The organism is Corynebacterium lemuris, from assembly GCF_024919295.1.
GTDB lineage: Bacteria > Actinomycetota > Actinomycetes > Mycobacteriales > Mycobacteriaceae > Corynebacterium > Corynebacterium lemuris.
Genome location: NZ_JANWTC010000008.1, coordinates 1 through 23319 on the forward strand (window position 1 = coordinate 1; position 23319 = coordinate 23319).

Below are 23319 nucleotides of genomic sequence, written 5' to 3' on the forward strand. Positions count from 1 at the left end.
CGAACATTGATCGGTGGCTCAAACGACTTTCGTAACACTGCCTAGTGGCATTGCTGCGTGCTGCCGGTGTGGTCTGATACACGTATGCCTTCCCATCATCCGGCGTCTCTTTGGGACTGGAACCATCCACCCGCACCCGAACTCCTCGATCCCCCACCCACTCCCCGCGGCTTCCGGGCCCGCCTGGACCTTGATGATGTCCGGCCACCCGTCTGGCGGCGCCTGCTCCTCCCGGGCGATCTGTCTCTGGACCAGGTCCACGTGGTCATCCAGGAAGCCATGGGCTGGGAGGACCACCACCTGCACAAGTTCTGGGTGGGCCCCTTGCGCGAGCGTCGGGAATTCCTCAGCGACTGGGAGATCGCGGAAGGCCAGAAAGGCGTGGCCGAAAACAGCGCCCGGCTCGACCAGGTGCTCAGCTAGAAGGGCGACAAACTGCACTACGAGTACAATTTCGGCGACGGCTGGCGGCACACCATGGTCGTGGAGGAGGTCCTGGAAGAGGAACTGACCGAAGCTTCCTGCCTCACCGGCAAGCGGGCCTGCCCGCCCGAAGACTGCGGCGGCGTGTACGGCTTCGAGGAACTCGTCCGCTGGGTGGAGGCGGGCCGACCCGCGAACTTCGACTCCCCCGTCATCGACGCAGAAAATATGGCGGAATGGCTGGATCCCAACTGGGATCCGGCGGCCTTCGATCTGACGGACGTCAACAAGAGGCTCCGCCTGCTCAGCGCTCCTCCCCTGCCGCTCCATCCCGATCTCCTCAAACTGATCGGCAGAATGCCGGACGGCCTGGCCCGGGAACTGCTGTCCGAACCCGGGTGGCGGGAGAACACTCCGGAGCCTTCCCCCGACACCATCCTGCAGATGGTCGAACCCATCCACCAGTTGCTCACCTACCTGGGGGATGAGGGTGTTCCCCTCACCGGGCAGGGATACCTGAAACCGGCGGCGGTCCAGGAAATTGCGGAGATGACCGGGGTGGCGTCGTGGTGGATCGGCAAGCTCAACCGCGAATCCCAGACGGTCCCCGTCAGCAGCCTCCACAACTCGATCAAGAGCCTGAAACTGGCCCGGAGACATCAGGGAAAGCTGGTTCCGACGAAGAAGGGGCTGCAGGCGCGTGAAGATCCCCTGTTCATCTGGCAGGCGGTGGCAGACTCCCTGCCCGCGGGAACCTCACAGTTCGACCGGCATGCTGGCTGGCTGAGTCTCATCGTCGTCGGTGCAGGAACACTTCCCGATCTCTGGTTCCAATTCCTGGCGGACCTGCTGAGCACCATCGGCTGGTCCACCGACGGATATCCGCTCAGCGAATGGGAAGCCACCAATCCCACGCTGGAGGTGCTGGAGATTCTCACCCGGGACCTGCGGAGAAACAGCGACGGGACCCCTCCCGAGCGGCTGGAGGCGGTGGCCCACCTGGCGCGATCCAGCTCGATCTTCCGGACGGTAGGTGGTTAGCGGACCCAGGCCAGCCAAACCCGCGAGGAGTTGGTTTCTCCGGCTCCTCGCGGGTTCATGATCGCGAGGTTCAGCAGCAGCCCTATCCCAGAAATGGCGCCAGCCCCGCCGAGCGCTTCGCCAACCGCTCCAGGCGCGATTCGGTCATCGAGGCGATCTGGTCCACCACCACGCGCTGCCGGCCCGCGTCGTCTGCGGCCTCGTTCCACCACTGCCGGTACATCGGATCCAGCGATCCCGGCGCGCCGGCGGTGAGGTAGTCGAAGACGCGGTAGATGCGTTCGCGCTGGCGGTCCTGGCGGGCAAGATGAACAGGCGCGTCCATGACGTAGAGCACGGCGATGGTCTTGAGCAGCGTGACCTCGGCCTGGGCCTGCGGCGGGATGGCCAGCTGACCGTGGTATCTGCCCAGCGGCCGACCATCCGCCTCCCCTACCGTCGCGCCGATGGTGGCGCCGACGTAGCGGCCCACCAGTTCGGAGGTCATCCGCTTCAGACCCGCGTAGCCGGTGAGGCTGTGGTCGAAGTCGGCGGCGCGGCTGACCACGGTGAGCTGGCGGAGGGAATCGGCGGCGTCGAGAAGCTCTTCGGGGGTGCCGCCGAAGGCGCGGGCACCCTTCTCGGCCAGTGCCGCGAGTTCGACCAGGTCCCAGAGGACGTGGAGGTTGATGCGCCCGGAGACGATGCCGTCCTCCACATCGTGGACGGAGTAGGCGATGTCGTCGGCCCAGTCCATGGTCTGGGCCTCCATGGACGGGCACTCGTCGATGTGGCCCTCGCGCAGCCAGGTGAGGATGTCGGCGTCGGCGTCGTAGCAGCCGTATTTGCGGTTGACGGTGCCGTCCGCGTTGGTGCGGGTGCGCGGGTATTTGCAGGCGGCGTCGAGGGCTGCGCGGGTGAGGTTGAGGCCGAAGCTCTCCCCTGTCGGGGAGACGGTCTTGGGCTCGAGGCGGGTGAGGATGCGCAGGGTCTGGGCGTTGCCCTCGAAACCTCCGCAGTCGGCGGCGACCTCGTTGAGCGCCATCTCGCCGTTGTGGCCGTAGGGCGGGTGGCCGATGTCGTGGGTCAGGCCGGCCATTTCACACAGGTCCGGGTCCAGGCCGAGGCCGGAGCCGATGCCGCGGGCGATCTGGGCGACCTCGAGGGAATGGGTGAGCCGGGTACGCGGGGTGTCACCGTCGCGGGGGCCGACGACCTGGGTTTTGTCGGCGAGGCGTCGTAACGCTGCGGAGTGCAGCACACGGGCGCGGTCGCGGCCGAAATCACCCCGGTGGTCGGGTGTGGATTCGGTGAACTCACTGCCCTTGGGGCGCTCGTGGTGGCGGCGTTCGAGATCGTCGTCGGTGTAGGCGTACGTGTCCATCTCAGTCCAGGTTGTCGTCCAGTACCTCGTGTCGGGTCCGGCGCGAGGGACGCAGACTGCTCTGCAGCCTGCGCAATATCGTTTCCAGCCTATCCCCCACCGGGCGGCCGAAGACGCGGGACGCGTCGACGACGGCCAGGCCGCCGACCTCGTGGCTCAGCGCCAGCCACCAGGACCGGTCGGGAAAACGCGTCGGGCTGGTGTGGGTGGGTGAGGCGACGGCGTCGATCCCCGCCTGTTTGGCGATCAGCTCCGCACGCAGCGCATGCGTCGGGTCGGTGACGATGATGCTCTTGCGGGGCTGGTGCTCCGCGAGGAAGGCCTCAAAGGAACTGCGGGTGTCATTGCCCTGCGGCACGGCCGTGACCTGTTCCTCCGGCACACCATGTTGGATCAGGTAGGTGCGCGAGACCTCGGCCTCGGTGAAGCGGTCGCCGGGGAGGTTCCCGCCGAGAGTGTAGATGTGCTCGGCACGGTCGCCGCGCCAGAGCTCAAGCGCGTGGTCGAGGCGGGCGACCAACTGGAGGGAGGGATTGCCGTCGTACTGGGCGGTGCCGAGCACCAGCAGATCGGGGCGTGGGACGGGCAGCGGGCGGCGTCGATAGGCGTGGACGAGGATGCGGACGGGGCGGTGCAGCAGCAGCGCCGGCAGGAGATACCACTTCATGTATTCGACGGTAGTCTGGGTCACATGCATCCATCGCTCCCCCGCTTAAAAACCCTGGCCGCAGCCTCGGCGATCACCGCCGCCGTCCTCGTGGGGGGCGCGCCACTGGCCGCTGGACTCGACACCGTTGAACAGGCGCAGCTCACCCAGACGGGCGCCATCGCGCCGGAGCGTCTGTCCGCGCCCGTCACCGACCACTCCGGGGTACTCGAGGCCGCGGACATCAACGATCTGACCGAGAAGATCCAGCAGTACAAGATCGACGCCCACAAATCGATCTTCGTGGTCTTCCTCCCCAGCTTCGGTGACCTGACCCCGGAGGAGTGGACGCGTCAGGCCGTGGACCTCAACGGCGGCGGCAACACCGCCGTGCTGGCCGTGGCCACCCAGGACCGGCAGTTTGGCATCTTCGGCGGTTCCGACTGGCCCGACCAGGAAATCGACGACATGTACGACGCCGCGTTCCCCTTCCTGGTGGACAGCGACTGGTTCGGTGCGGCCAATGCCGCCGTCAACGCCGCCGCCAGCTCCGGGGAGATGTCCGGCGAATCCGTCGCGTGGCTGGCCGGTGGCGCCGGTGCCGCCGTGGCCGCCGGCGGTGGCATCTGGGCGTATTCGCGGCGCAAGCGGAAGCAGACCGAGGCAGCCGTGCTGGAGGACTCCCGCGAGATCGACCCCCGCGACACCGGGCGCCTGGCGCGTCTGCCCATGGAGACCCTCGAACAGCTCGCCCAGGAGGAGCTGGTGTCCACGGATGAGTCCATCCGTCTCGGCCGGGAGGAGCTCGACCTCGCGATCGCTGAATTCGGGCCTGAGCGCACCCGCAGCTTCACCCGCGCGATGAACCACTCCACCACCACCCTGCAGAAGGCCTTCGCCCTGCAGCAGCGACTCAATGACTCCATCCCCGAATCCGAGGCCGAACGCCGCGGCATGCTCGTGGAGATCATCTCCTCCTGCGGCCAGGCCGACGAGGTTCTCGACGCCGAGTCCGCCAGCTTCGCCGACATGCGCAACCTACTGGCCACCGCCGACCGCAAGATCGACGAGCTGACCCAGCGCACCATCGACGTGCGCACCCGCCTCCCCCAGGCTGAATCGACTATGGAGGCGCTGCGCGAGCGCTACTCCCCCGAGGTGCTGGCTTCCATCGACGACAACGTCGAGCTGGCCTCAGGTGCCCTGGACCAGGCGGAGAAGGCCCTCGGGGAGGCGCGTGGGTTGGAGGCCCGCCCCGCCGGTGAGCAGGGCGGACTCGTCGAGGCCATCCGCCACTCCGAGCACGCCATCGAACGCGCCGACCACATGCTGCGCAGCATCGAGCGTGCCGACGAGCACATCGCCACCGCCCAGGCCGGCATCGACGACCTCATCGCCGAGGTCGAGGGCGAGATCGGCGAGGCCGGCGACCTCAAACGCCGCGGTGTGTCCGAGGGCGCGCGTGCCGACTGGGCCGCGCTCGATGACGTCGTGGGCCGCGCCATCACCACCCTCGACCAGGCCCGCGAACTCAAAAGCTCCGACCCGTTGAGCGCCTACACCCTGCTCTCCGATATCGACGCCGAACTCGACGAGCACCTCGACGCCGTCCGCGAGACCACCGCCGACCAGTCCCGCCAACTCCAGCTCCTGGACCACCAGCTCCAGTCCGCCAACTCCACCATCCAGGGCGCGGAGGACCTCATCGCCTCCCGCGGACGTGTGATCAAGGCCCAGGCCCGCACCTACCTCGCCGACGCGAAGCGCCTCCACGCACAGGCCCTGCAGATGCGGGTCACCGACACCCGCAGTGCCATCGAGGCAGCACGCCAGGCCGCTGTGGCCGCCAAGCGTGCCTCGCGTCAGGCCCAGGCCGACATCGACGACTACCAGCGCCGCCAGCACCAGGGCCGCGGCGGCGGCTCCGGCATGGGCGGGTTTGTCGCCGGCATGCTCATCAACGAGATCCTCTCCGGCGGTGGCCGCGGAGGCGGTTTCGGCGGCGGTGGTTTCGGCGGCGGTGGCTTCGGTGGCGGCTTCGGCGGGGGCGGCGGTTTTGGTGGCGGCGGTGGTGGTTTCCGGGGCGGGTCGTTCTAAGGCTTTCCAGGAAGTGTCCGCCTAGTAGTTTTGACGGCGATAGCATGGCCTCATGGAGATGCAACGGGAGCAGAGGTCACAGCGCCAACGCCAGGCCGTGGTGCTCATCCACGGAATAGGCGAGCAACGGCCGATGGACACCCTACGTGCGTTCATGGCGGGGATCGGCGTTCCGGAGTACTACAGCAAACCCCACCGGTACTCCAGCAACTACGAGCTGCGACGCTTCTCCAGCCACGGCTCCCACCCGCGGCCGGAGACCGACTTCTTCGAGTTCTACTGGGCACCCCACTTCCCTGCGGGACGTCTCTTCGCCACCCTGCGGTGGCTGTTCACGGACCTTCTCTTCCGCCGTCCGTTCTGGGGCCACCAACCGCCACTGCGAAGGCCGATCGGCATCTTCCAGGCCGCAGTGACGGCCCTGGTACTTATCTTCCTGACCGCCGTCGGGGGTTGGTTGGGGTTCATCGGACTCCCCGCGGGCAGCGCCGAACTCCTGAACCGGATACTCACCGTCGCCGCCGTCGTAGCTCTGGTGGTTGTCCTGCTCGCCGGCGGGTTCCTGACCAGGTCGCTGGCTGACGCCAAGTTCTACCTCTCCGGTGCCCCCGGCAGCCTCAAGGCCCGCAACGAGATCCGGGCCGAGGGCCTCAGCCTTCTCCATGCCCTGCACGATGCGGGAATCTATGAACGGATCGTGGTCGTCGGCCACAGCCTGGGTTCGGTGATCGGCCTCGATCTGATCCGCCTGGCGTGGGACGAGCTGCGCCATCCTGACCCGGCCCTGGCGGAGGCCCCGGACGATTACCCCACCACGCTGGCGGCCAATTTCGACAACCTGGTCGAGCTGCTTCCCCCGGATCCGGACCCGGAGGATCTGGAGAACTGGCAGCAGGCCCAGCACGCACTCTGGGTGGAGTCCCGGCATCGGGGCATGCGCTGGCTGATCACCGACTTCATCACCCTCGGCTCACCACTGACATACGCGGATTTCCTACTCTCCCGATCCAACGCCCGGTTCCAGGAACGCAAGGCGCAACGCGAGTATCCGGAATGCCCGCCGATTGATGATCGCGGTGGGGTCTTCTACAGCCGTCAGTACACCCGGGAGGACGGGTGGCACACCCTCGGGGGCAGGTCACCCCGCAACGCCCTCGTGGCCCACCATGGTGCCCCGTTCGCGGTGACGCGCTGGTCGAATGCGTATTTTCCCAGGTGGTTATTTTTCGGGGATCTCGTGGGTGGCCCGCTGGCGTCGAAATTCGGCCGCGGGATACGCGATGTCGCCGTGCGGGCAACATCGTTGCGCCGATGGTCCCGGCGAGACATCTTCCCCTGGGTGCACTCCCGGTACTGGCGGTTGGACTCCGAGGCCTCTGTCGTCCACGACCTGGTGGAAGAGGAACTCCGGTTGAAGAAGAGGGAGCGGGAACTGGCGAAACAGTCCGCGGAACCCACCGGGCAGAAGCTGCCGGCGCTCCGTCAGGAGCTGGAGCTGGTGCGGGAGGAAATTCTGGACAGCAGGAAGGCGATACAACCCGAACGCGGGAAGGTGGACGAGAAGAGCGGGACGCTCGTTGCCCACCGGGCCCTGGCCGAATTCCTTCGGCTGAACAACCAGAAGGCCGCCAAACACTACCCCCCACCTTCAGGACCGCGGTTGCGCCGTCCGGTACCGTTCACCGCCCCACCGGAATAGGTCGACCGGTCGCCTACACCCGTGGAGCAAGGGACCTGGGCGGGTTCTTGAATGCGGTTGCAGCATACGTAATGGCCTGATGGACACGAGGACCGAAGAGATCAATTTGATCACACAGGAACTCGTCCGCTCCCTGAATCCGCTCACTCGTACAGCCCCATCTCATCGTTGAGGGCAGCGAGCTCATCTGCGGCAGCGCGAGCTTCCAGGTCCCGCTGGTGCTTGTAGGCATAGACATCCGCCGCGTATATGCGTCGATGTGTTCCTACTTTATGTCCCTGCAGGACGCCTTCGTCGATGAGTTTGACTACATGTGGTCGGGACACATTGAGAACATCGGCCACCTGTTGAGTCGTTAGCTCGGCATGCATGGGCATCACCCCGACATCTCTTCCGGCCGCGGCATTCACCAGGATTTCCCGAAGCAGGGCGGCGACTTCCCGCGGAAGGCGGATAGCTTCATCGCACTGTTCAACGACAACGTCGAGAGTTCTCTGTTCAGGAAGACTGTCCAACACCTGGTTAAGCCGCTGCAAAGCCTTCCGAGCGGTGCCCGCTACATCTGTTCCGTTGCTGTCTTTCAGTTGTGCCATGCCCCCAGGCTACTGAGCAAAAGAAATAATCGAAACGAGTTTCTAGCGGCCAACTGTCCCGCCGAAAACAGCGCGCAATAACTGACACCCCGCCACGCACCCAGCGCTAAATCCGCGGCCGCCGCACCGGGGAGTCGACCAGGACGCAGCCCCAGGAGAGGAAGACGGCGTCGACAAGCGGGAGGTCGGCGACGGCGGGGCCGGCGTGGAATTCCACCCGCCCGCTGATCAGTGGGCGGACGCGGGCGACGATGTCGCCGTCGGCGTCGATGATGTGGCGGGCCTTGCGCCAGACGGAGCTGCGCTGCAGGGTGTAGCGGCGGCCGTCGCAGTCGGCGAGCAGGGTGCTCACGGTCATGCGGCTCTGCACGAGGGTGAACACCTTGCCGTCGCCGGTGGTGGCCCGGGCCCGGAACTGGAAGGGCCCGGGCTCGGACTCGACGAGCAGGCGCTCGGAGTTGAAGAAAATGACATCGGAGCGGACGGTGGCGATGCGGGAGCGGTGGGCGTCGAAAAGCTCGTTGCCCTCCCAGGTCCAGGGGCCGACCGGCCGCGCCTCGCTGCTCATGCGGCTAGAAGATGAACGCCAGTACTGCGATGACGGACATGACCAGCAGCGTGCCGATGAGCACCAACGAGGACCGGCCCAGACGCGATTCCAGCACGAGACGTACCAGCCAGCTGAGGCCGGCGACGGTCTCCACGGACAGCTCAGTCTCACCCTCGAATTCGAGGATGGCCTGGCGCACGCCGTTGCTGGCGCCGGAGAACTGGCCTACCTTCTCCCCGGCGGCGTCCTCGATGATCCAGTTGGTGGAAGCCTCGTTGATCAGCGAGTACTTCGTACCGGCGAAATCAACGGTGATGGTCTTGTCGCGGCCGAAGTTGCCGGGGGCGTCGAGGACGCGGCCGTCGGCAAGCGTGGCCTTCGCGCCGGTCTCCTTCGCGAAGGAGAGCCCCCAGACCTGGCCGTCCACGGTCGCGGCATCCGCGGTGAAACGGCCGAGCTGGGTCGGCCCGTCATCGGCGAGGAGGACGGGCGCATCCCGGTCGGCGCGGTCCCAGCTGGTGTAGTGCACGACTAGCAGCCGATCAGACGCTGCGCCAGGTAGCCCTGGAGCTCGTTGAGCGGCACCCGCTCCTGCTCCATGGTGTCGCGTTCGCGGACGGTGACGGCGTTGTCCTCGAGGGTGTCGAAGTCCACGGTCACGCAGAACGGGGTACCGATCTCATCCTGGCGACGGTAACGGCGGCCGATGGCACCGGAGGTGTCGTACTCGACGTTCCAGAACTCGCGCAGGCCGGCGGCGATGTGCTCGGCCGGCTCAGCCAGCTCCGGCTTCTTCGACAGCGGCAGCACGGCCACCTTCACCGGGGCCAGACGACGGTCGAGCTTGAGCACGACGCGCTTGTCCACGCCACCCTTGGAGTTCGGGGCCTCATCCTCGGTGTAGGCGTCGACGAGGAAGGCCATGAAGGCGCGGCCCAGGCCGGCGGCCGGCTCAATGACGTAGGGGTACCAGCGCTCGCCGGACTCCTGGTCGAAGTAGGACAGGTCCTCGCCGGAACCCTCGGAGTGGGTCTTGAGGTCGTAGTCGGTGCGGTTGGCGATACCCTCCAGCTCGCCCCACTTGGAACCGGTGAAACCGTAGGCGTACTCGATGTCCACGGTGCGCTTGGAGTAGTGGGACAGGTCCTCCTGGGAGTGCTCGTAGAAGCGCAGGTTCTCACGCCTGATACCCAGGTTGACGTACCACTCCATGCGCTCGTCGATCCACTTCTGGTGCCACTCTTCATCGGTGCCCGGCTTGACGAAGAACTCCAGCTCCATCTGTTCGAACTCGCGGGTACGGAAGATGAAGTTGCCCGGGGTGATCTCGTTGCGGAAGGACTTGCCGATGTTGGCGATACCGAACGGCGGCTTCATGCGCGCGGAGGTCATGACGTTCTTGAAGTTGACGAAGATGCCCTGCGCGGTCTCCGGGCGGAGGTAGTGCAGACCCTCCTCATCGTCGACCGGACCCAGGAAGGTCTTCAGCAGGCCGGAGAAGGGACGCGGCTCGGTCCAGTTGCCCGGCTGGCCGGTCTCCGGATCGTTGATGTCGGCCAGGCCGTTCGCCGGCGGGTGGCCGTGCTTCGCCTCATATGCCTCGAGCAGGTGGTCGGCGCGGTAGCGCTTGTGGGTGTGCAGCGACTCCACCAGCGGGTCAGTGAAGACCTCGACGTGGCCGGAGGTGACCCAGACCTGGCGCGGCTGGATGATGGAGGTGTCCACTCCGACGACGTCGGGGCGGGCGGTGACCATGTGACGCCACCACTGGCGCTTGATGTTCTCCTTGAGCTCGACACCGAGCGGACCGTAGTCCCATGCAGAGCGGGAACCGCCGTAGATCTCGCCGGCCTGGTAGACCAGACCGCGGCGCTTGCACAGGTTGACTACGGTATCGATGACGGACGCCATGATGGCTTCAGACTCCTCTGGTAGGGGACAAGTCAATCAGACAACGAGTGTAGCCGTTGCGGGTTCCATACAGCGCCGTAGGGTTGAGGAGGGGCGGAGGTGAGGCTCCCCTCCCCCGTTACTTCCCCCCGAAACCGTTTTTCTCAGATGAATATTAGGGTCGAGTTTCGGTGGAACACCTTAAATGTCTAAGCTGATGGGTGACCACGGCAATACTGCAAACCCAGCGCGTAGAGACACTTCTGCGGCTCCCGGGAAGCCGGAGTAGCACAACCTATGGTCTAGATCGCTGTGCAGCCGCAGAATCTGAACCCCGCCAAAAGAATGAGTTTGTGATGAACACCTTTTCGGACACTGATCTGGACGCCGCCGAGTCCGTCATCGGCGCCCTCGATTCCCGTCTGCGGGTCCAGATCATCTGGCGTCTGTCGGTCCGGGACCACTTCGTCCACGAACTCGTGGATGGCCTGGAGAAATCCCAGCCCCTGATCAGCCAGCACCTGCGCGTGCTCAAACGCGCCGGCATCGTCGACTCCGAGCGCCGCGGCCGCGAGGTCGTGTACCGCCTCATGGTCCCCGAGGTCGCCCAGCTCATCGACGCCGCCGTCACCATCGGCCGCCACACCCTCGACGAGCGCCAGCAGCTGGCCACCGGCCGCCGTGAACCCTCCCCCCGCATCATGCCCATCGCACACCTCAACGACCACCGGGGCAGCACCACCCGCCAGGACGTCGCGCCCCTCGTCTGACCTGAGGAATTACTCCGCGGCGTGGATAATGGGACACGTACCCATCTCCCAGCCCTGAGGAAGAACCGGCCATGCCACCCATATCGTCCGGTGTGCCCAAAGTCGGCGCACGCAACACCCGCCAGCGCACCGCGGTGATCAACATCCTCTCCGAGATCGACACCTTCGCCTCCGCCAGGGACATCCACGGCGTCCTCGAGGAACGTGACGTGCAGGTCGGCCTGACCACCGTCTACCGCACCCTCCAGTCACTCGCCGAGCTCAAGGCCGTCGACGTCCTCCACATGGCCTCCGGCGAGACCCTCTACCGCCAGTGCATCTCTCCCCACCATCACCACCACCTGGTGTGCACCCGGTGTGGACGCACCGAGGAGATCGACGGCGGCCCCGTCGAAACCTGGGCCAGGGCCGTGGCCAAGGAGAACAACTTCCAGCTCACCGGGCACGACGCCGAGATCTACGGCGTGTGCCCGGAGTGTGCCGGGGTTCCCTCAACCAATGACAGTGCCGAAGGCGAGACCGAGCAGGTAGGTGATGGCGGCAGCCCCCAGCCCGATGAGTAGCTGGCGCAGAGCGCGCGTGAGCGGCGGCTTGCCGGAGAGCACGCCGACCACCCCGCCGGTGAACATGAGGGCCAGGGAGACCAGCACCATCGCGATGACCGCACCCACCAGTGGTGAGGCCCCGAAGATGAAGGGGATGATCGGGATGAGCGCCCCGCCGGCGAAGAAGAGGAAGCTCGAGCCAGCCGCGGCCCAGGGGGAGCCGACGACCTCGCTGGGGCTGGCCCAGATGGTTTCCCCGCCGGGGCTGTCCTCCCGGTCCAGGCCGATGGCCTGCTCGAGTGCCATGCGGGAGAACTCGGCCGTGGCCTTGTCGGCGGCCTCCTTCTCGCTCATGCCCCGCGCTCGGTAGACCAGTGCCAGTTCGTTGGCGTTGACATCGAGGGAGGGCAGGAGTTTATGCGCCTTGGGGTGCGGGGTGGAGGCCTCCAGGAGTTCGCGCTGGGAGGTCACCGAGACATACTCCCCCGCCGCCATCGACAAGGCACCGGCCAGCAGGCCGGAGATGCCGGTGAGCAGGATGAGGTTCGAGGACACCCCCGAACCCATGATGCCGACGACCAGCGCCAGGTTGGACACCAGCCCGTCATTGGCGCCGAAGACGGCCGCGCGGAAGTTACCGGAGATCTTCTCCCGGCCCCGGGCCGCCAGGCCGCGGACCACCTCGGCGTGGATGCGCTCATCGGCGGCGATCTGCGGGGAGGCGTCCTCATCCTTGACGTACGGGTTGCGGGCCTCCGCGGTCTGCATGAGCGCGAGGGTGAAGACCGAGCCGAAACGCCGGGCCAGGAAGCCCAGGAAGCGGGTGTTCAGGTCGGGTTGGCGGGGGAAGCCGACGTAGTCGCCGAGCTTCTCGCGCCAGAACTTCTCGTGGCGGGCCTCGGAATCGGCCAGGGCCTCGAGGATCTCGCGTTCCTCACCGGTCTTCTTTCGCGCCAGCTCCCGGTAGAGGGCGGCCTCGGCGCGTTCGTTCGCCAGGTACCTGCGCCACCGGTTGATCTGCTTCGGGGTCGGTTCCCCCTTGATGGGCATATTCCTCTTCCAGACCTTAAGCCTTCGTCCCGCCGAATCGACGGTCACGGGAAGCGTACTCCACCACCGCGTCGAAGAGATCCTGCGGCGTGAAATCCGGGAAGAGTTTGTCCTGGTAGACCAGCTCCGCATAGGCGGAGTGCCAGGGCAGGAAATTCGAGGTCCGCTTCTCCCCCGAGGGGCGCAGGAACAGGTCCACATCCGGCATGTCCGGCTGGTCGAGGAACCGGGGGAAGGTCTTCTCGGTGATCTGCTCGGGGCGCAGCTCCCCGGCGGCGGCGGCGCGGGCGATCTCGCGGGCGGCGTCGACAAGCTCGGCGCGGCCGCCGTAGTTGACGCACATCGCCAACGTCATGCGCGTGTTGTCCTGCGTCAGCTCCTCGGCGGCCTCCAGCTCGCGGATGACGCTGCGCCACAGGCGCGGGCGCCGGCCCACCCAGCGCACGCGCACGCCCTTGGCGTTGAGTTCATCGCGCTGGCGGCGCAGCACATCCCGGTTGAAGCCCATGAGGAAACGCACCTCGTCCGCCGAACGGCGCCAGTTCTCCGTGGAGAAGGCGTAGGCCGACAGATAGGGCACCCCGAGTGCCAGACAGGCGTCGACGACGTCCATGAGGATGGCCTCGCCACGCTTGTGCCCCTCCGTGCGCTTGAGTCCGCGTTCCTGCGCCCACCGGCCGTTGCCGTCCATCACCAGGGCGATGTGTGCGGGGATGAACTGGGCCGGGATATCCGGCGGGGTCAGGGCTGCAGGGTTGTTGTTCACGCCGACCATTGTGCCACCCGGCACCTCAGGTCTGGTCCATCACGCCCAGGCTGGTCACCTTCTGCTCCAGATGCCACTGCAGATGCGCCCGGGTCAGCCGGTGCGCGGTGGCGCTCAGGTGCCCGCCCTCGGCGGATTCCACCAGCTGCAGCGCCGCCGGCCAGTGCGAATGATTGAGCAGCCACATCAGGTGCAGCGCCTCCTCCGGCACCTCCGCCGAACCCGGGGGGCGGCACTGCACGCACGCCGCCCCGCCGATCGCCGGGTGGAAGGCATGGTGCGGCCCCGGCGCCCCGCACTGGGCGCAGTCGAAGAGGCTCGGTGCCCAGCCGGCGTGCGTCATCGCCTGCAGCAGGAAACCGTCCAGCACCACTGTCGGATGCTTCGTCTGCTGCATCCGGGCCAAGGTTTCCGTGAGGTGGTCAAAGAGCCAGGGATCGCCCTCCTGCGCGGCCGTGGCCAGCCGTTCCGCGGATTCCAGTGCGGCGCAGGCGGCGGTGTAACGCTCGTAGTCGTCGATGATGCCCGAACCGTAGTAGGCCACCGTGTCCGCGCCCGTCACCGACTCCAGGTTGCGGCCCGGGTAGAGCTGGACGTCGATGTCCACGAAGTGCTGCAGGCGGGAGCCGAAGCGCGACTTCGACCGCCGCACTCCCTTTGCCACACCCCTGCGTATCCCGTGATTGCGCGTCAGCAGGACGATGATGCGGTCGGCCTCACCGAAATCATGGGTGCGCACCACCAGGGCGCGATCACGGTAGGACTCCCTGCGCATGGTCTTCTAGAACCCCAGGCGGCCCAGGGACTTCGGGTCGGACTGCCAGTTCTTCAGCACCTTGATCCGCAGATCCAGGAACACGTTATGCCCCAGCAGTCTGATGATCTCCTGGCGGGCGTTGTGGATGATCCGGCCCATGCGGCGGTTGTCCTTGCCCATGATGATGGACTTCTGACCCTCACGCTCCAGGTAGATGATCGCGTGGATGTCCAGGCGTTTCGGGTTCTCCGGGTTCGGCAGGATCTCATCGACCTCGACGGCCACCGAGTGCGGCAGCTCATCCTTCAGACCCGAAAGCGCGGCCTCGCGGATCAGCTCCGAGATGCGCTTCTCCGTGTCCTCATCCGTGACGTGGTCGTCCGGGTAGAACTTGGGGCCTTCGGGTAGCAGCGAGGTGATCACATTGAGCAGCACATCGATTTGCGTGCCGTCCGCCGCGGACACCGGGACCACCTCGGCGTCGCCGCCGAGCAGCTCATGCAGTGCCAGCAGCTGCGCACCGACCTGGTCCTTGGAGGCCTTGTCCAGCTTGGTCACGATCCCCAGGATCGGCGTCTTCGGCGCCACCGTCCGCAGATTCTCCAGGATCCAGCGGTCACCGGGGCCGATCTTCTCATCCGCCGGGACAGTGAAACCGATGAGGTCCACATCCGCGTAGGTGTCCTTGACGATCTCATTGAGCCGCTCCCCCAGCAGCGTCCGCGGCTTGTGCAGCCCCGGGGTGTCCACCACGATCACCTGCGCCTCCGGGCGGTGCACGATACCGCGGATCGGATGGCGGGTGGTCTCCGGCTGGTTCGCCGTGATCGCGATCTTCTCGCCCACCAGGGCGTTGGTGAGCGTCGATTTACCCGTGTTCGGGCGGCCGACGAAACTGACGAAACCGGAGCGGAAGCCCTCCGGGGTGTCGGTGAAGCTGCTGATGTGGGACTCCTAGGTCAGGGGGATGTTTATTCCAGATTACTCCGCAATGTCGCTGTCGATCACATCGTCAATCGATTGTGCGAGTTGAAGTTTGTCCAGGGACACATACCTCTGCCGCTGTGTGAACGCAGACCCTCTGCCGGTCCGGTGCCGGTCCGGGTATTTTCCAGGGGCGCGGCCAGCCGCCGGTGATGCGGATGGGTTGGCCTGGTGAGGACAAAAACCTTGAACTGGGCCCGGCCCCGCGGCGCAGGATCCGCGGGATCGTCATTTTCGGTACCGGCGAATTCTTCAACCCTCCGGGTGGTCCAGGGATGGGAAGCTCCCTCGTTGAAGGACCAGTCGATGAGACGGCCGATCTTCTTGTCTGTTCGGTCCTCGGACTTCTGCAGGGCTTCCGCATGCTCTCTCGTCCAGGTGACGTTGTCCCGGACAGCAAGGACCTTCGGAAATTCCTGGTGGATCTGACGGTCCTCATAGAAACCGAGATACTTCACATCCCGGAAAAATCGACCTGGTTGACACACATAGAAGGCAGCACCCAGGCGATCAGCCTCAGAGGTCTGCCGGTAGATGTCCCATGCGACTCGTGCCGCGACCACCACAGCATCTTTATCAAGGTCTGGCCGCTCACTAGCTACATCGCGCCATCGACTATTCGCTGAAATCCACGCCTCGGCTTCCGGGTCGATGGCCGAAGCCAGCTTGAGAATCCTATGAACAGAATCTGCGAGGGGCACGTTGGCGAGAGAATCATGATGAGCAACCCTGTTGCGCAGTTTCCGGATCTCCTCCAGATCGATCATCACGTCTTTTCGGAGCCCGTACTCTGAGCTTCCCTCATCAATCAGTCGGTGCAGGCACTTTTTCCACAGTTCGTCGTAATCACTTCCGAACAGACTCTTCCAGAAGCCGAAATCCTGACCCGCGATGATCTGATCCCGGGAGACCTTATTATGTTTCTGCAGCCGAGTGATGACCTTCGCAACATCCTGGGTGCCGCTTTCATTCAGGAGATCAGGCAGCATGAACCAGGGGATGCCCCTCTCCTTCTCTCGGCAGTGCTCGATCATGAGCGTGTCTATACGGTGCCGGAGAAGCACTTCAAAGTGGCCGATCAAGGTCCATAACTCAGCAGCCATCGCATGAGACCAGCGGTATCGATCAAGAGCCTGTTCAAGGTCGCCGCTGTCATCTATGTAGGACCGCAACCGCTGAGGCGGAATCCACTCAGGAATATTGACGCTACTCACGCTCTGAAGCTAACATTAATCCTGAACGCCCCCCGGATTGCCTCTCAACGATGCGCCGGGGGGCTCCAATCTTTTCCCTGAAAACTACCGGACCTGCTCCACCGCGAACTGCAGGCGCGGGTTGGCGTAGGCGTCCTGGGACTCGATGAGCAGCAGCTCGCGGGAATCGGCCTGGTAGGTGTTCTCCACGAGGTCGAAGACGGAGGAGGCGGTGCGCGCCAGGGCGTCGGCGGCGTCCCCGGTGGAGACGTAGTGGCCGGTGAACAGGGCGGCGGTGACATCGCCGGAGCCGTTGCGCTTGAAGGGCAGGTACGGGGTCTGCACGAGCCAGGCGCCGGCGTCGTTGACGGCGAGCATCTCGATGGTGCCCTCGGGCCGCTCGGGACGCTCCACCGAGGTGACCAGCACGGTGGACGGGCCCATCTCCCGGGCGGCGTCGGCGGCATCGAGGGTGGAGGCCAGATCCGAGGCTTCGCGGCCCGTGAGGAAACCCAGCTCGAACTGGTTGGGGGTGATGATGTCGGCGACCGGGACGACGCGGTCGCGCAGCAGCGGCGGGATGGCGTCGCCGACGTGGCAGCCGGACTTCGCGTTGCCCATGACCGGGTCGCAGGCGTAGACGGCCTTCGGGTTGGCGGCCTTGACGCGGGCGACGGCGTCGATGATGACGTCGGCGATGTCGGAGCCGCCCTGGTAGCCGGAGAGCACGGCATCGACCTGGGCCAGGGCGCCGCGTTCCTCGATGCCGGTGATGATGTCGGCGACATCGGAGGCCGGGATCATCGGGCCGCGCCAGGAGCCGTAGCCGGTGTGGTTGGAGTAGTTGACGGTGTACACCGGCCACACCTCGTGGCCGAGGCGCTGGAGCGGGAAGACGGCAGCGGAGTTACCGACATGGCCGTAGGCCACTGAGGACTGGATGGAGAGGATGTTCACGCTGGTTATTGTGCTCCCCCGGCCCTCTTTTGGAAAGTCAGTCCTCGCCGTTGCCGTTCTCGCGCTGGCCGGCGTGCTCGAGCACCTCGACGATGACGGAGCGCACCCGCCGGCGGCCCCGGCGGTCACGACCGCCTTCGGCGGTCAGGCGCAGGCCGCAGGTCTCGACGACGGAGCCGGGCAGGGGGACGCGGCCGATCTCGTAGCCGATGAGTCCGGCGACGGATTCGACCTGTTCGCTGATGTCCTCGGGGAAGTCGATGTCCAGGTCCAGGTCGTCGTGGATCTGGTCGGTGAGGTCCTCAAGCGAGAGGCGGAAGACGGCGCGGTACTTCCGGTCGCTGAGCCGCTCGATGGGGGCGACCTCACTGATGTCGTATTCGTCGGCGATCTCACCGACGATCTCCTCGAGGATGTCCTCGAGGGTGATCAGGCCGGCGATGCCGCCGTATTCGTCGACGAGCATGGCCATGTGGATCTGGTCGCGCTGCATCTCATGGAGCAGTTCGTCGAGGTTCTTCGACTCCGGGACGAAGGTCGCCGGGCGCATGACCTCGCGTACGGAGACCGAGGCCCCGCCGTCGGTGAGGTGGTAGGTGTGGCGGACGAGGTCCTTGATGTAGACGATGCCGACGATGTCGTCGATGTTCTCCCCGACCACGGGCACCCGCGAATGCCCGGAGCGCACACACAACGAGGTGGCCTGGCCGGCGTGTTTGTCGTCCTCGATCCAGATCATCTCGGTGCGTGGGACCATCACCTGACGTGCCGTGGTGGAGGCGAGGTCGAAGACCGACTGGATCATGCGGCGTTCCTCGATCTCCACGATGCCGTGCTCCTGGGCGATGTCGACCATCTCGCGCAGCTCCACCTCGGTGGCGTACGGCCCGTGCCGGAAACCGGCGCCGGGGGCGATGCGGTTTCCGGTCCAGATCAGCAGCCGGGAGATCGGACCCAGGACATAGGCCACGCCCTGCAGCACCACCGCGGAACGCAGGGAGATCGAATAGGGGTTCTTCCGGCCCATGGTGCGGCCGAAGACACCGACGATGGCGTAGCTGATCACCGTCACGGCGACGATCGCCAGGGTGATGGCCCACAGGTCGGAGGCGATGTACTCCCGGGCCAGGGCGGCGGCGAAGACGGCGGCGGTGGCGTCGAGAAGCGTCTTGAGCAGGACGAGCAGGTTGATGTGGTCGGCGCGGCGGTCGAGGACGGTCAACAGCGAACGCGCGCCGTTGACATCGTCCTTGACCATGCCCTCGGTGCGTGCCCGGGACACGGAGCTGACCGCCGATTCGACGGTGCCCAGCAGGCCGGACAGCGCCAGGGCCAGCACGGTGACCGTGCCCAGCCAGACGACATCTATGTCCATCAACGGTCCCCGTCGGGGGCACTCCGGCGGGGCTCACCGACGGCGGGCAGTCCGCCGCCGGGAACGATCTTGTCCAGCTCCGCACGGTCGGCCGCGGACGGGAAGGCCTGCGCGCCGGTCGGCTTGGGCTGGTATTTCACGCCGCGGCGGGTGACGTCGTCGTACCAGTCGGCCAGCAGCTCGTTCTGCAGGGCGAACATCTCGCGCTCGTCGGTGGGCGTGGCGTGGTCGTAGCCCAGCAGGTGCAGACAACCGTGGACGGTCAGCAGCGCCAGCTCATGGTCGAGGCCGTGGCCGGCGGCAACGGCCTGCTTCGCGGCGAATTCCGGGCACAGGACAATGTCACCCAGCAGCGCCGGGCCGACCGACCTGCTGTCCGGGCGCCCACCCAGGGCCGTACCGGAACCGGGGGTCAGCTCATCCATCGGGAAGCTCATCACGTCGGTGGGACCGTCCAGGTCGAGCCAGCGCACGTGCAGATCCGTGATGGTCTTGAGGTCCACGATGTGGATGGAGGCCTCGGCGTCGGGGTGGATGTCCATCTCGCCGAGGGCGAAGGAGGCGACGTCGATGAGCATCTCCTCGTTCACACCCTCGTAGCCGGATTCGTTGAAGACCTCGATGCTCATTGTGAGATTTTCTCCTCGTAGGAGTCGTAGGCGTCGACGATGCGGCCGACGAGGGAATGACGGACAACGTCCCTGCTGGACAGCTCCGCGAAGTGGATGCCCTCCACCCCGCGCAGGATGTGGCGCACCAGGCGCAGACCGGACTTTTGGCCGCTGGGCAGGTCCACCTGGGTGATGTCGCCGGTGACCACCATCTTCGAACCGAAGCCCAGGCGGGTGAGGAACATCTTCATCTGCGCCGGGGTGGTGTTCTGGGCCTCGTCGAGGATGACGAAGGCGTCGTTGAGCGTGCGGCCACGCATGTACGCCAGCGGGGCGACCTCGATGACGCCGGCCTCGATGAGCTTGGGGATCATCTCCGGATCCAGCATGTCCCGCAGCGCGTCATAGAGCGGGCGCAGATACGGGTCGATCTTGTCGCTGAGCGTGCCGGGCAGGAAGCCGAGCTTCTCACCGGCCTCCACCGCGGGGCGCGTGAGAATGATGCGGTTGACCTGCTTCGACTGCAGCGCCTGCACCGCCTTCGCCACCGCCAGGTACGTCTTGCCCGAGCCGGCCGGGCCGATGCCGAAGACGACGGTGTGCTCGTCGATCGCGTCGACGTACTCCTTCTGCCCCAGCGTCTTCGGGCGGATGGTCTTGCCCCGGCGAGAGACGATGTCGCTGGCGAGCACCTCCGCCACCGACTGCGGCGCCTCCACTGTGACGATGGAGACGGCGTGTTTGACCGAGTCCGGCGAGATGACGTGCCCGCGCCGGGCGATCGACTCGAGCTCCTCGAGCACCTTCACACCGCGCGCGACCTCATGGTCGGGGCCGGTGATGCGGACGACATGCCCGCGGGCGTGGAAGTCCGCGTCAATCTGGTTGTCCAGCACCCGCAGGTTCTCGTCGTTGATCCCCAGCACGGCCTGGGCGTGGGCGGACTCGATCTCCACCTTCCTCGTGATGACCTCTGCTGTCACTGGCTCCGGCGCCTGCTTTCTTGTTGCAACGATTTCACTGAACTTTACCAGCGCTGGGTGAGCACACCGATGGCCGACAGGGCCACCATCGCGGCACTGGCCGTGCGCAGGACCTCCGGGCCCAGTTTCACGGCCTGTGCGCCTGCTGCGCTCAGCTGCGCGAGCTCGTCCGCGCCGATGCCGCCCTCGGGGCCGACGATGAGCACCACCTCGTCCACATCCAGGTTGATCTCGCGCAGCGGGGTGGCGGAATCCTCGTGCAGCACCAGCGCGGTCTTCCCCGCGATCAGCTCCGCGAGCTGGGCCGTGGTGTGCACGTCCAGGATCTCGGGGATGCGGGTGCGCCGGGACTGTTTCGCCGCGGCCAGCGCCGCCGCCTCCCATTTCGCCACGCCCTTCGCGGCCTTCGGGCCGACCCATTTCGCCACGCAGCGCTGGGCCTGCCAGGGCACGACCGCATCGGCTCCGGCCTGGGTGGCCAGGTCCACGGCGAGCTCGGAGCGTTCCGCCTTCGGCAGGGCCTGCACCACCGTGACCCGTGGCCCGGCCTGCTTATCGACACCGCTCTCCTCCACCTCCCCCTCCAGCACATCCTTGCCGCGGGTGGCCGTCACGTGGACTACCGCGTGGGTGCCGCGGCCGTCGGCAAGCATGATGCGCTCGCCGGCCTGGATGCGTTTCACCGACACGGCGTGGCGGCCCTCGGGTCCGTCGAGAAGCACGTGGCCCTCGAAGGGCCCGGGGTGGAGGAAGACGGGGAGACTCACCGGCGGAACTTGTCCTTCAGCCGGGAGAAGAAACCGGAGTCGCTCTCACCCTCGCGGTTGACGCTGCTGACCTCCTTGCGGTGGTCACGGATCTGCTCCAGCAGCTCGCGGGTGCGCTCATCCAGCTCCGTGGGGATGGTGACCTCGACATGGGCGATGAGGTGGCCGCGGCCCTCGGTACGCAGGCGCGGCATGCCCTCACCGACCAGGCGGATCTGCTCACCCGGCTGCGTGCCGGCCGGGATCTCGATGGTCAGGGACTCACCCGCGAGATCCTCGACGGTGATCTCGGTGCCCAGGGCGGCGTCCACCGACGGCACCGAGACCGCCAGGTGCAGGTTGTCGCCGTCGCGCTGGAATACCGGGTGCGGGCGGGTCGCGACCTCCACGTAGAGATCACCCGCCGGGCCACCACCGTGGCCCACCTCGCCCTGGCCGGCCATGCGGATGCGCATGCCGTTGTTGATGCCCGCCGGCACGTTGACCACCAGGTCACGGCGCTTCTTCACACGCCCGCCGCCCGAGCAGCGGGAGCAGGGATCCTCGATGACCTCGCCGAAACCGTCACACGTCGGGCACGGCTGGGAGGTCATGATGTTGCCCAGGAAGGAACGCTGCACCTGCTGCACCTCACCCTGGCCGTGGCACTGCCCACAGGTCACCGGCTTCGACTTCGACTCCGAACCGGTGCCCTCGCAATGCTCACAGACCACGGCGGTGTCGACGGTGATGTCCTTCTTCACACCCGCGAAAGCCTCCTCGAGGGTGATCGCGATGCGCAGCAGGGCGTCATTGCCCGGCTGCACCCGCGAACGCGGACCCCGGGAACCACCGGCGCCGCCACCGAAGAAGGCCTCGAAGATGTCCCCGAAACCACCCCCGCCGAAGCCGCCCGGCATGCCGCCGTTGCCCTGCTCCATCGGGTCCCCGCCCATGTCCACGACACGACGCTTCTCCGGGTCGGTGAGCACCTCATGCGCCACCGACGCCTCGCGGAACTTCTCCGCCGCCTCCTCCGAGGGGTTGACGTCCGGGTGGTACTTCCTCGCCAGCTTGCGGTACGCCTTCTTGATCTCGGCATCCGTCGCAGACTTGTCGACGCCCAGAATTCCGTAATAGTCACGAGCCACGATGAGTGAGACTTCCTTTTGTCAGCTGTTCAAGATCAGATAAATACTACTCGCCAGCCAGAATGCGGCTGACATACCGTGCAACGGCGGAGACCTTCGAGATGGTTCCCGGATAGTCCATGAACGTCGGACCCACCACACCCAGCCCGCCGAGCATGTGCCCGACCGAACCGTAGCCGGTGGCCACGACCGAGGCATCATGCAGATCCTCGTCCTCATTCTCCTCACCGATGAGCACGCTCACGTTGCCCAGGTCCGGCACATTCGCCAGCAGTTTGAGCACCGTCACCTGCTCCTCCAGGGCCTCCAGCACACTGGGCAGACCCGCCGGGAAATCCCGGGCGAAACGCGTCAGATTCGACGTGCCCGCCAGAATGAGGCGGTCCGTGGGCTGCTCCACCAGCGTCTCGATCAGGCGTGTCGACGCCCGGATCACCGCATGCCGGATCTGCGCCGGCGGGTTGTGCGCCAGCTCCACCAGGCTCGTCGAACCCTCCTTGAGGGTCTTGTCGGCCAGCGCACCGTTGAGCAGGTCGCGCAGGAGCTGGACGCCGGCGGCGTCGATGAGCTCCTCGAGCTCCACGTTGCGCTGGTCCACCCGGCCCGTGTCCGTGATCAACACCAGCAGCAGACGCGTCGGCCCGAGCGCCACCACCTCCACATGCTTGACCCGCGAGACCCGCAGATCCGGCAGCTGCACCACCGCCGCCTGCCGGGTCAACTGGGCGAGGAGCTGGACGGAACGGCGCAGCACATCCTCCAGATCCACCCCCTCCTCCAGGAAACCGATGATCGCCCGGCGCTCCGCCGCCGACAACGGCTTGAGCTCATGGATGTGGTCCACGAACTGGCGGTAGCCCTTCTCCGTCGGGATCCGGCCCGAACTCGCGTGCTGCTGCGCGATATAGCCCTCCGACTCGAGCACCGCCATGTCATTGCGGATCGTCGCACTCGACACGTTCAGATGGTGGCGCTCCAGCAACGCCTTCGAACCCACCGGTTCCTGGGAGGCGATGTAGTCCGCCACGATCGCGCGCAGCACCTCCTGCCGACGATCCGCCGTCGATCCAGCCATCTGGCACTCACCTCCCTCGGTTGCTAGGTTCCCCAAGTGTAACCCCCGAGGGTG

22 protein-coding genes and 2 pseudogenes are annotated in these 23319 nt (G+C 66.2%); 5 read left to right on the forward strand and 19 right to left on the reverse strand.

All coding sequences use genetic code 11. From position 1 onward, the window contains the following. Positions 1 to 84: 84 nt before the first annotated feature. Positions 85 to 1464: pseudogene (locus NYP18_RS10650) on the forward strand (plasmid pRiA4b ORF-3 family protein). An 82-nt stretch (positions 1465 to 1546) separates the two neighbouring features. Here NYP18_RS10650 and NYP18_RS10655 read toward each other — a convergent pair. Together NYP18_RS10655 and NYP18_RS10660 are read right to left on the reverse strand one after the other, a co-directional pair. Continuing rightward, complete coding sequence (locus NYP18_RS10655; RefSeq protein WP_259428179.1) at positions 1547 to 2827, reverse strand: deoxyguanosinetriphosphate triphosphohydrolase; 1281 nt, start codon at positions 2825 to 2827, stop codon at positions 1547 to 1549. A 1-nt stretch (position 2828) separates the two neighbouring features. After that, on the reverse strand, positions 2829 to 3494 hold the full coding sequence (locus NYP18_RS10660; RefSeq protein WP_259428180.1) for a YdcF family protein: 666 nt from the start codon (positions 3492 to 3494) through the stop codon (positions 2829 to 2831). A gap of 24 nt (positions 3495 to 3518) precedes the next feature. Between NYP18_RS10660 and NYP18_RS15450 the strand changes: the two genes are divergently transcribed. Then, entirely contained in the window at positions 3519 to 5570 is a 2052-nt protein-coding gene (locus tag NYP18_RS15450) for a TPM domain-containing protein (RefSeq protein ID WP_304503789.1), read from the forward strand. A 52-nt stretch (positions 5571 to 5622) separates the two neighbouring features. Next, on the forward strand, positions 5623 to 7269 hold the full coding sequence (locus NYP18_RS10670) for a hypothetical protein (protein ID WP_259428181.1): 1647 nt from the start codon (positions 5623 to 5625) through the stop codon (positions 7267 to 7269). A gap of 13 nt (positions 7270 to 7282) precedes the next feature. Here the strand turns inward: NYP18_RS10670 and NYP18_RS15625 are convergent, their stop codons facing one another. The 5 genes from NYP18_RS15625 to NYP18_RS10690 form a co-directional block, all read right to left on the reverse strand. Next, complete coding sequence (locus NYP18_RS15625) at positions 7283 to 7507, reverse strand: VapC50 family PIN domain-containing toxin (protein WP_500784495.1); 225 nt, start codon at positions 7505 to 7507, stop codon at positions 7283 to 7285. Then, entirely contained in the window at positions 7413 to 7862 is a 450-nt protein-coding gene (locus NYP18_RS10675; protein WP_259428182.1) for a helix-turn-helix domain-containing protein, read from the reverse strand. The genes NYP18_RS15625 and NYP18_RS10675 overlap by 95 nt, the downstream gene beginning before the upstream one ends. Before the next feature lie 106 nt (positions 7863 to 7968). Continuing rightward, the gene (locus tag NYP18_RS10680; protein ID WP_259428183.1) at positions 7969 to 8430 is read right to left on the reverse strand and encodes a hypothetical protein; all 462 of its coding nucleotides are present in this window, start codon (positions 8428 to 8430) and stop codon (positions 7969 to 7971) included. A 4-nt stretch (positions 8431 to 8434) separates the two neighbouring features. Beyond that, entirely contained in the window at positions 8435 to 8941 is a 507-nt protein-coding gene (locus tag NYP18_RS10685) for a hypothetical protein (RefSeq protein ID WP_259428184.1), read from the reverse strand. 2 nt (positions 8942 to 8943) lie between these two features. Further along, entirely contained in the window at positions 8944 to 10323 is a 1380-nt protein-coding gene (locus NYP18_RS10690) for a glycine--tRNA ligase (RefSeq protein ID WP_259428185.1), read from the reverse strand. 335 nt (positions 10324 to 10658) lie between these two features. Here NYP18_RS10690 and NYP18_RS15605 point away from each other — a divergent pair. Both NYP18_RS15605 and NYP18_RS10700 read left to right on the forward strand, forming a co-directional pair. Further along, positions 10659 to 10905 (forward strand): annotated as a pseudogene (locus tag NYP18_RS15605) (ArsR/SmtB family transcription factor); the annotation flags it as partial. Positions 10906 to 11143: 238 nt separating this feature from the next. Continuing rightward, entirely contained in the window at positions 11144 to 11635 is a 492-nt protein-coding gene (locus NYP18_RS10700) for a Fur family transcriptional regulator (RefSeq protein WP_259428187.1), read from the forward strand. Here the strand turns inward: NYP18_RS10700 and NYP18_RS10705 are convergent. The 12 genes from NYP18_RS10705 to hrcA form a co-directional block, all read right to left on the reverse strand. After that, positions 11564 to 12667, reverse strand: a complete 1104-nt coding sequence (locus tag NYP18_RS10705) for a VIT1/CCC1 transporter family protein (protein WP_259428188.1) — start codon at positions 12665 to 12667, stop codon at positions 11564 to 11566. The genes NYP18_RS10700 and NYP18_RS10705 overlap by 72 nt on opposite strands. A 16-nt stretch (positions 12668 to 12683) precedes the next feature. Beyond that, positions 12684 to 13442, reverse strand: coding sequence for an isoprenyl transferase (locus tag NYP18_RS10710; RefSeq protein WP_259428189.1), 759 nt, complete (start codon positions 13440 to 13442; stop codon positions 12684 to 12686). Positions 13443 to 13458: 16 nt separating this feature from the next. Then, complete coding sequence (recO, locus tag NYP18_RS10715) at positions 13459 to 14208, reverse strand: DNA repair protein RecO (protein WP_259428190.1); 750 nt, start codon at positions 14206 to 14208, stop codon at positions 13459 to 13461. Positions 14209 to 14214: 6 nt separating this feature from the next. Next, positions 14215 to 15135: a GTPase Era gene (gene era, locus NYP18_RS10720; protein WP_259428307.1), complete on the reverse strand. Its 921-nt coding sequence runs from the start codon at positions 15133 to 15135 to the stop codon at positions 14215 to 14217. Between the two features lie 59 nt (positions 15136 to 15194). Next, positions 15195 to 16388: an Abi family protein gene (locus NYP18_RS10725; RefSeq protein ID WP_259428191.1), complete on the reverse strand. Its 1194-nt coding sequence runs from the start codon at positions 16386 to 16388 to the stop codon at positions 15195 to 15197. A gap of 84 nt (positions 16389 to 16472) precedes the next feature. Next, positions 16473 to 17324 carry a pyridoxal kinase PdxY gene (pdxY, locus tag NYP18_RS10730; protein WP_259428192.1) on the reverse strand — a complete coding sequence of 284 codons (852 nt, stop codon included), beginning with the start codon at positions 17322 to 17324 and terminating at the stop codon, positions 16473 to 16475. A gap of 37 nt (positions 17325 to 17361) precedes the next feature. Continuing rightward, the gene (locus NYP18_RS10735; RefSeq protein WP_259428193.1) at positions 17362 to 18699 is read right to left on the reverse strand and encodes a hemolysin family protein; all 1338 of its coding nucleotides are present in this window, start codon (positions 18697 to 18699) and stop codon (positions 17362 to 17364) included. Further along, a complete protein-coding gene (gene ybeY, locus NYP18_RS10740) occupies positions 18699 to 19328 on the reverse strand; it encodes an rRNA maturation RNase YbeY (RefSeq protein WP_259428194.1) in 630 nt (209 codons plus the stop codon). Before ybeY ends, NYP18_RS10735 begins: the two co-directional genes overlap by 1 nt. Then, positions 19325 to 20293 (reverse strand): PhoH family protein, encoded by a 969-nt coding sequence (locus tag NYP18_RS10745; protein ID WP_259428195.1) that lies wholly within the window; start codon positions 20291 to 20293, stop codon positions 19325 to 19327. Before NYP18_RS10745 ends, ybeY begins: the two co-directional genes overlap by 4 nt. A 44-nt stretch (positions 20294 to 20337) precedes the next feature. Then, positions 20338 to 21060 (reverse strand): 16S rRNA (uracil(1498)-N(3))-methyltransferase, encoded by a 723-nt coding sequence (locus NYP18_RS10750; RefSeq protein ID WP_259428196.1) that lies wholly within the window; start codon positions 21058 to 21060, stop codon positions 20338 to 20340. Beyond that, complete coding sequence (dnaJ, locus tag NYP18_RS10755; protein WP_259428197.1) at positions 21057 to 22190, reverse strand: molecular chaperone DnaJ; 1134 nt, start codon at positions 22188 to 22190, stop codon at positions 21057 to 21059. Before dnaJ ends, NYP18_RS10750 begins: the two co-directional genes overlap by 4 nt. Before the next feature lie 46 nt (positions 22191 to 22236). Further along, positions 22237 to 23265 carry a heat-inducible transcriptional repressor HrcA gene (hrcA, locus tag NYP18_RS10760; protein WP_259428198.1) on the reverse strand — a complete coding sequence of 343 codons (1029 nt, stop codon included), beginning with the start codon at positions 23263 to 23265 and terminating at the stop codon, positions 22237 to 22239. Between the last annotated feature and the right edge of the window lie 54 nt (positions 23266 to 23319).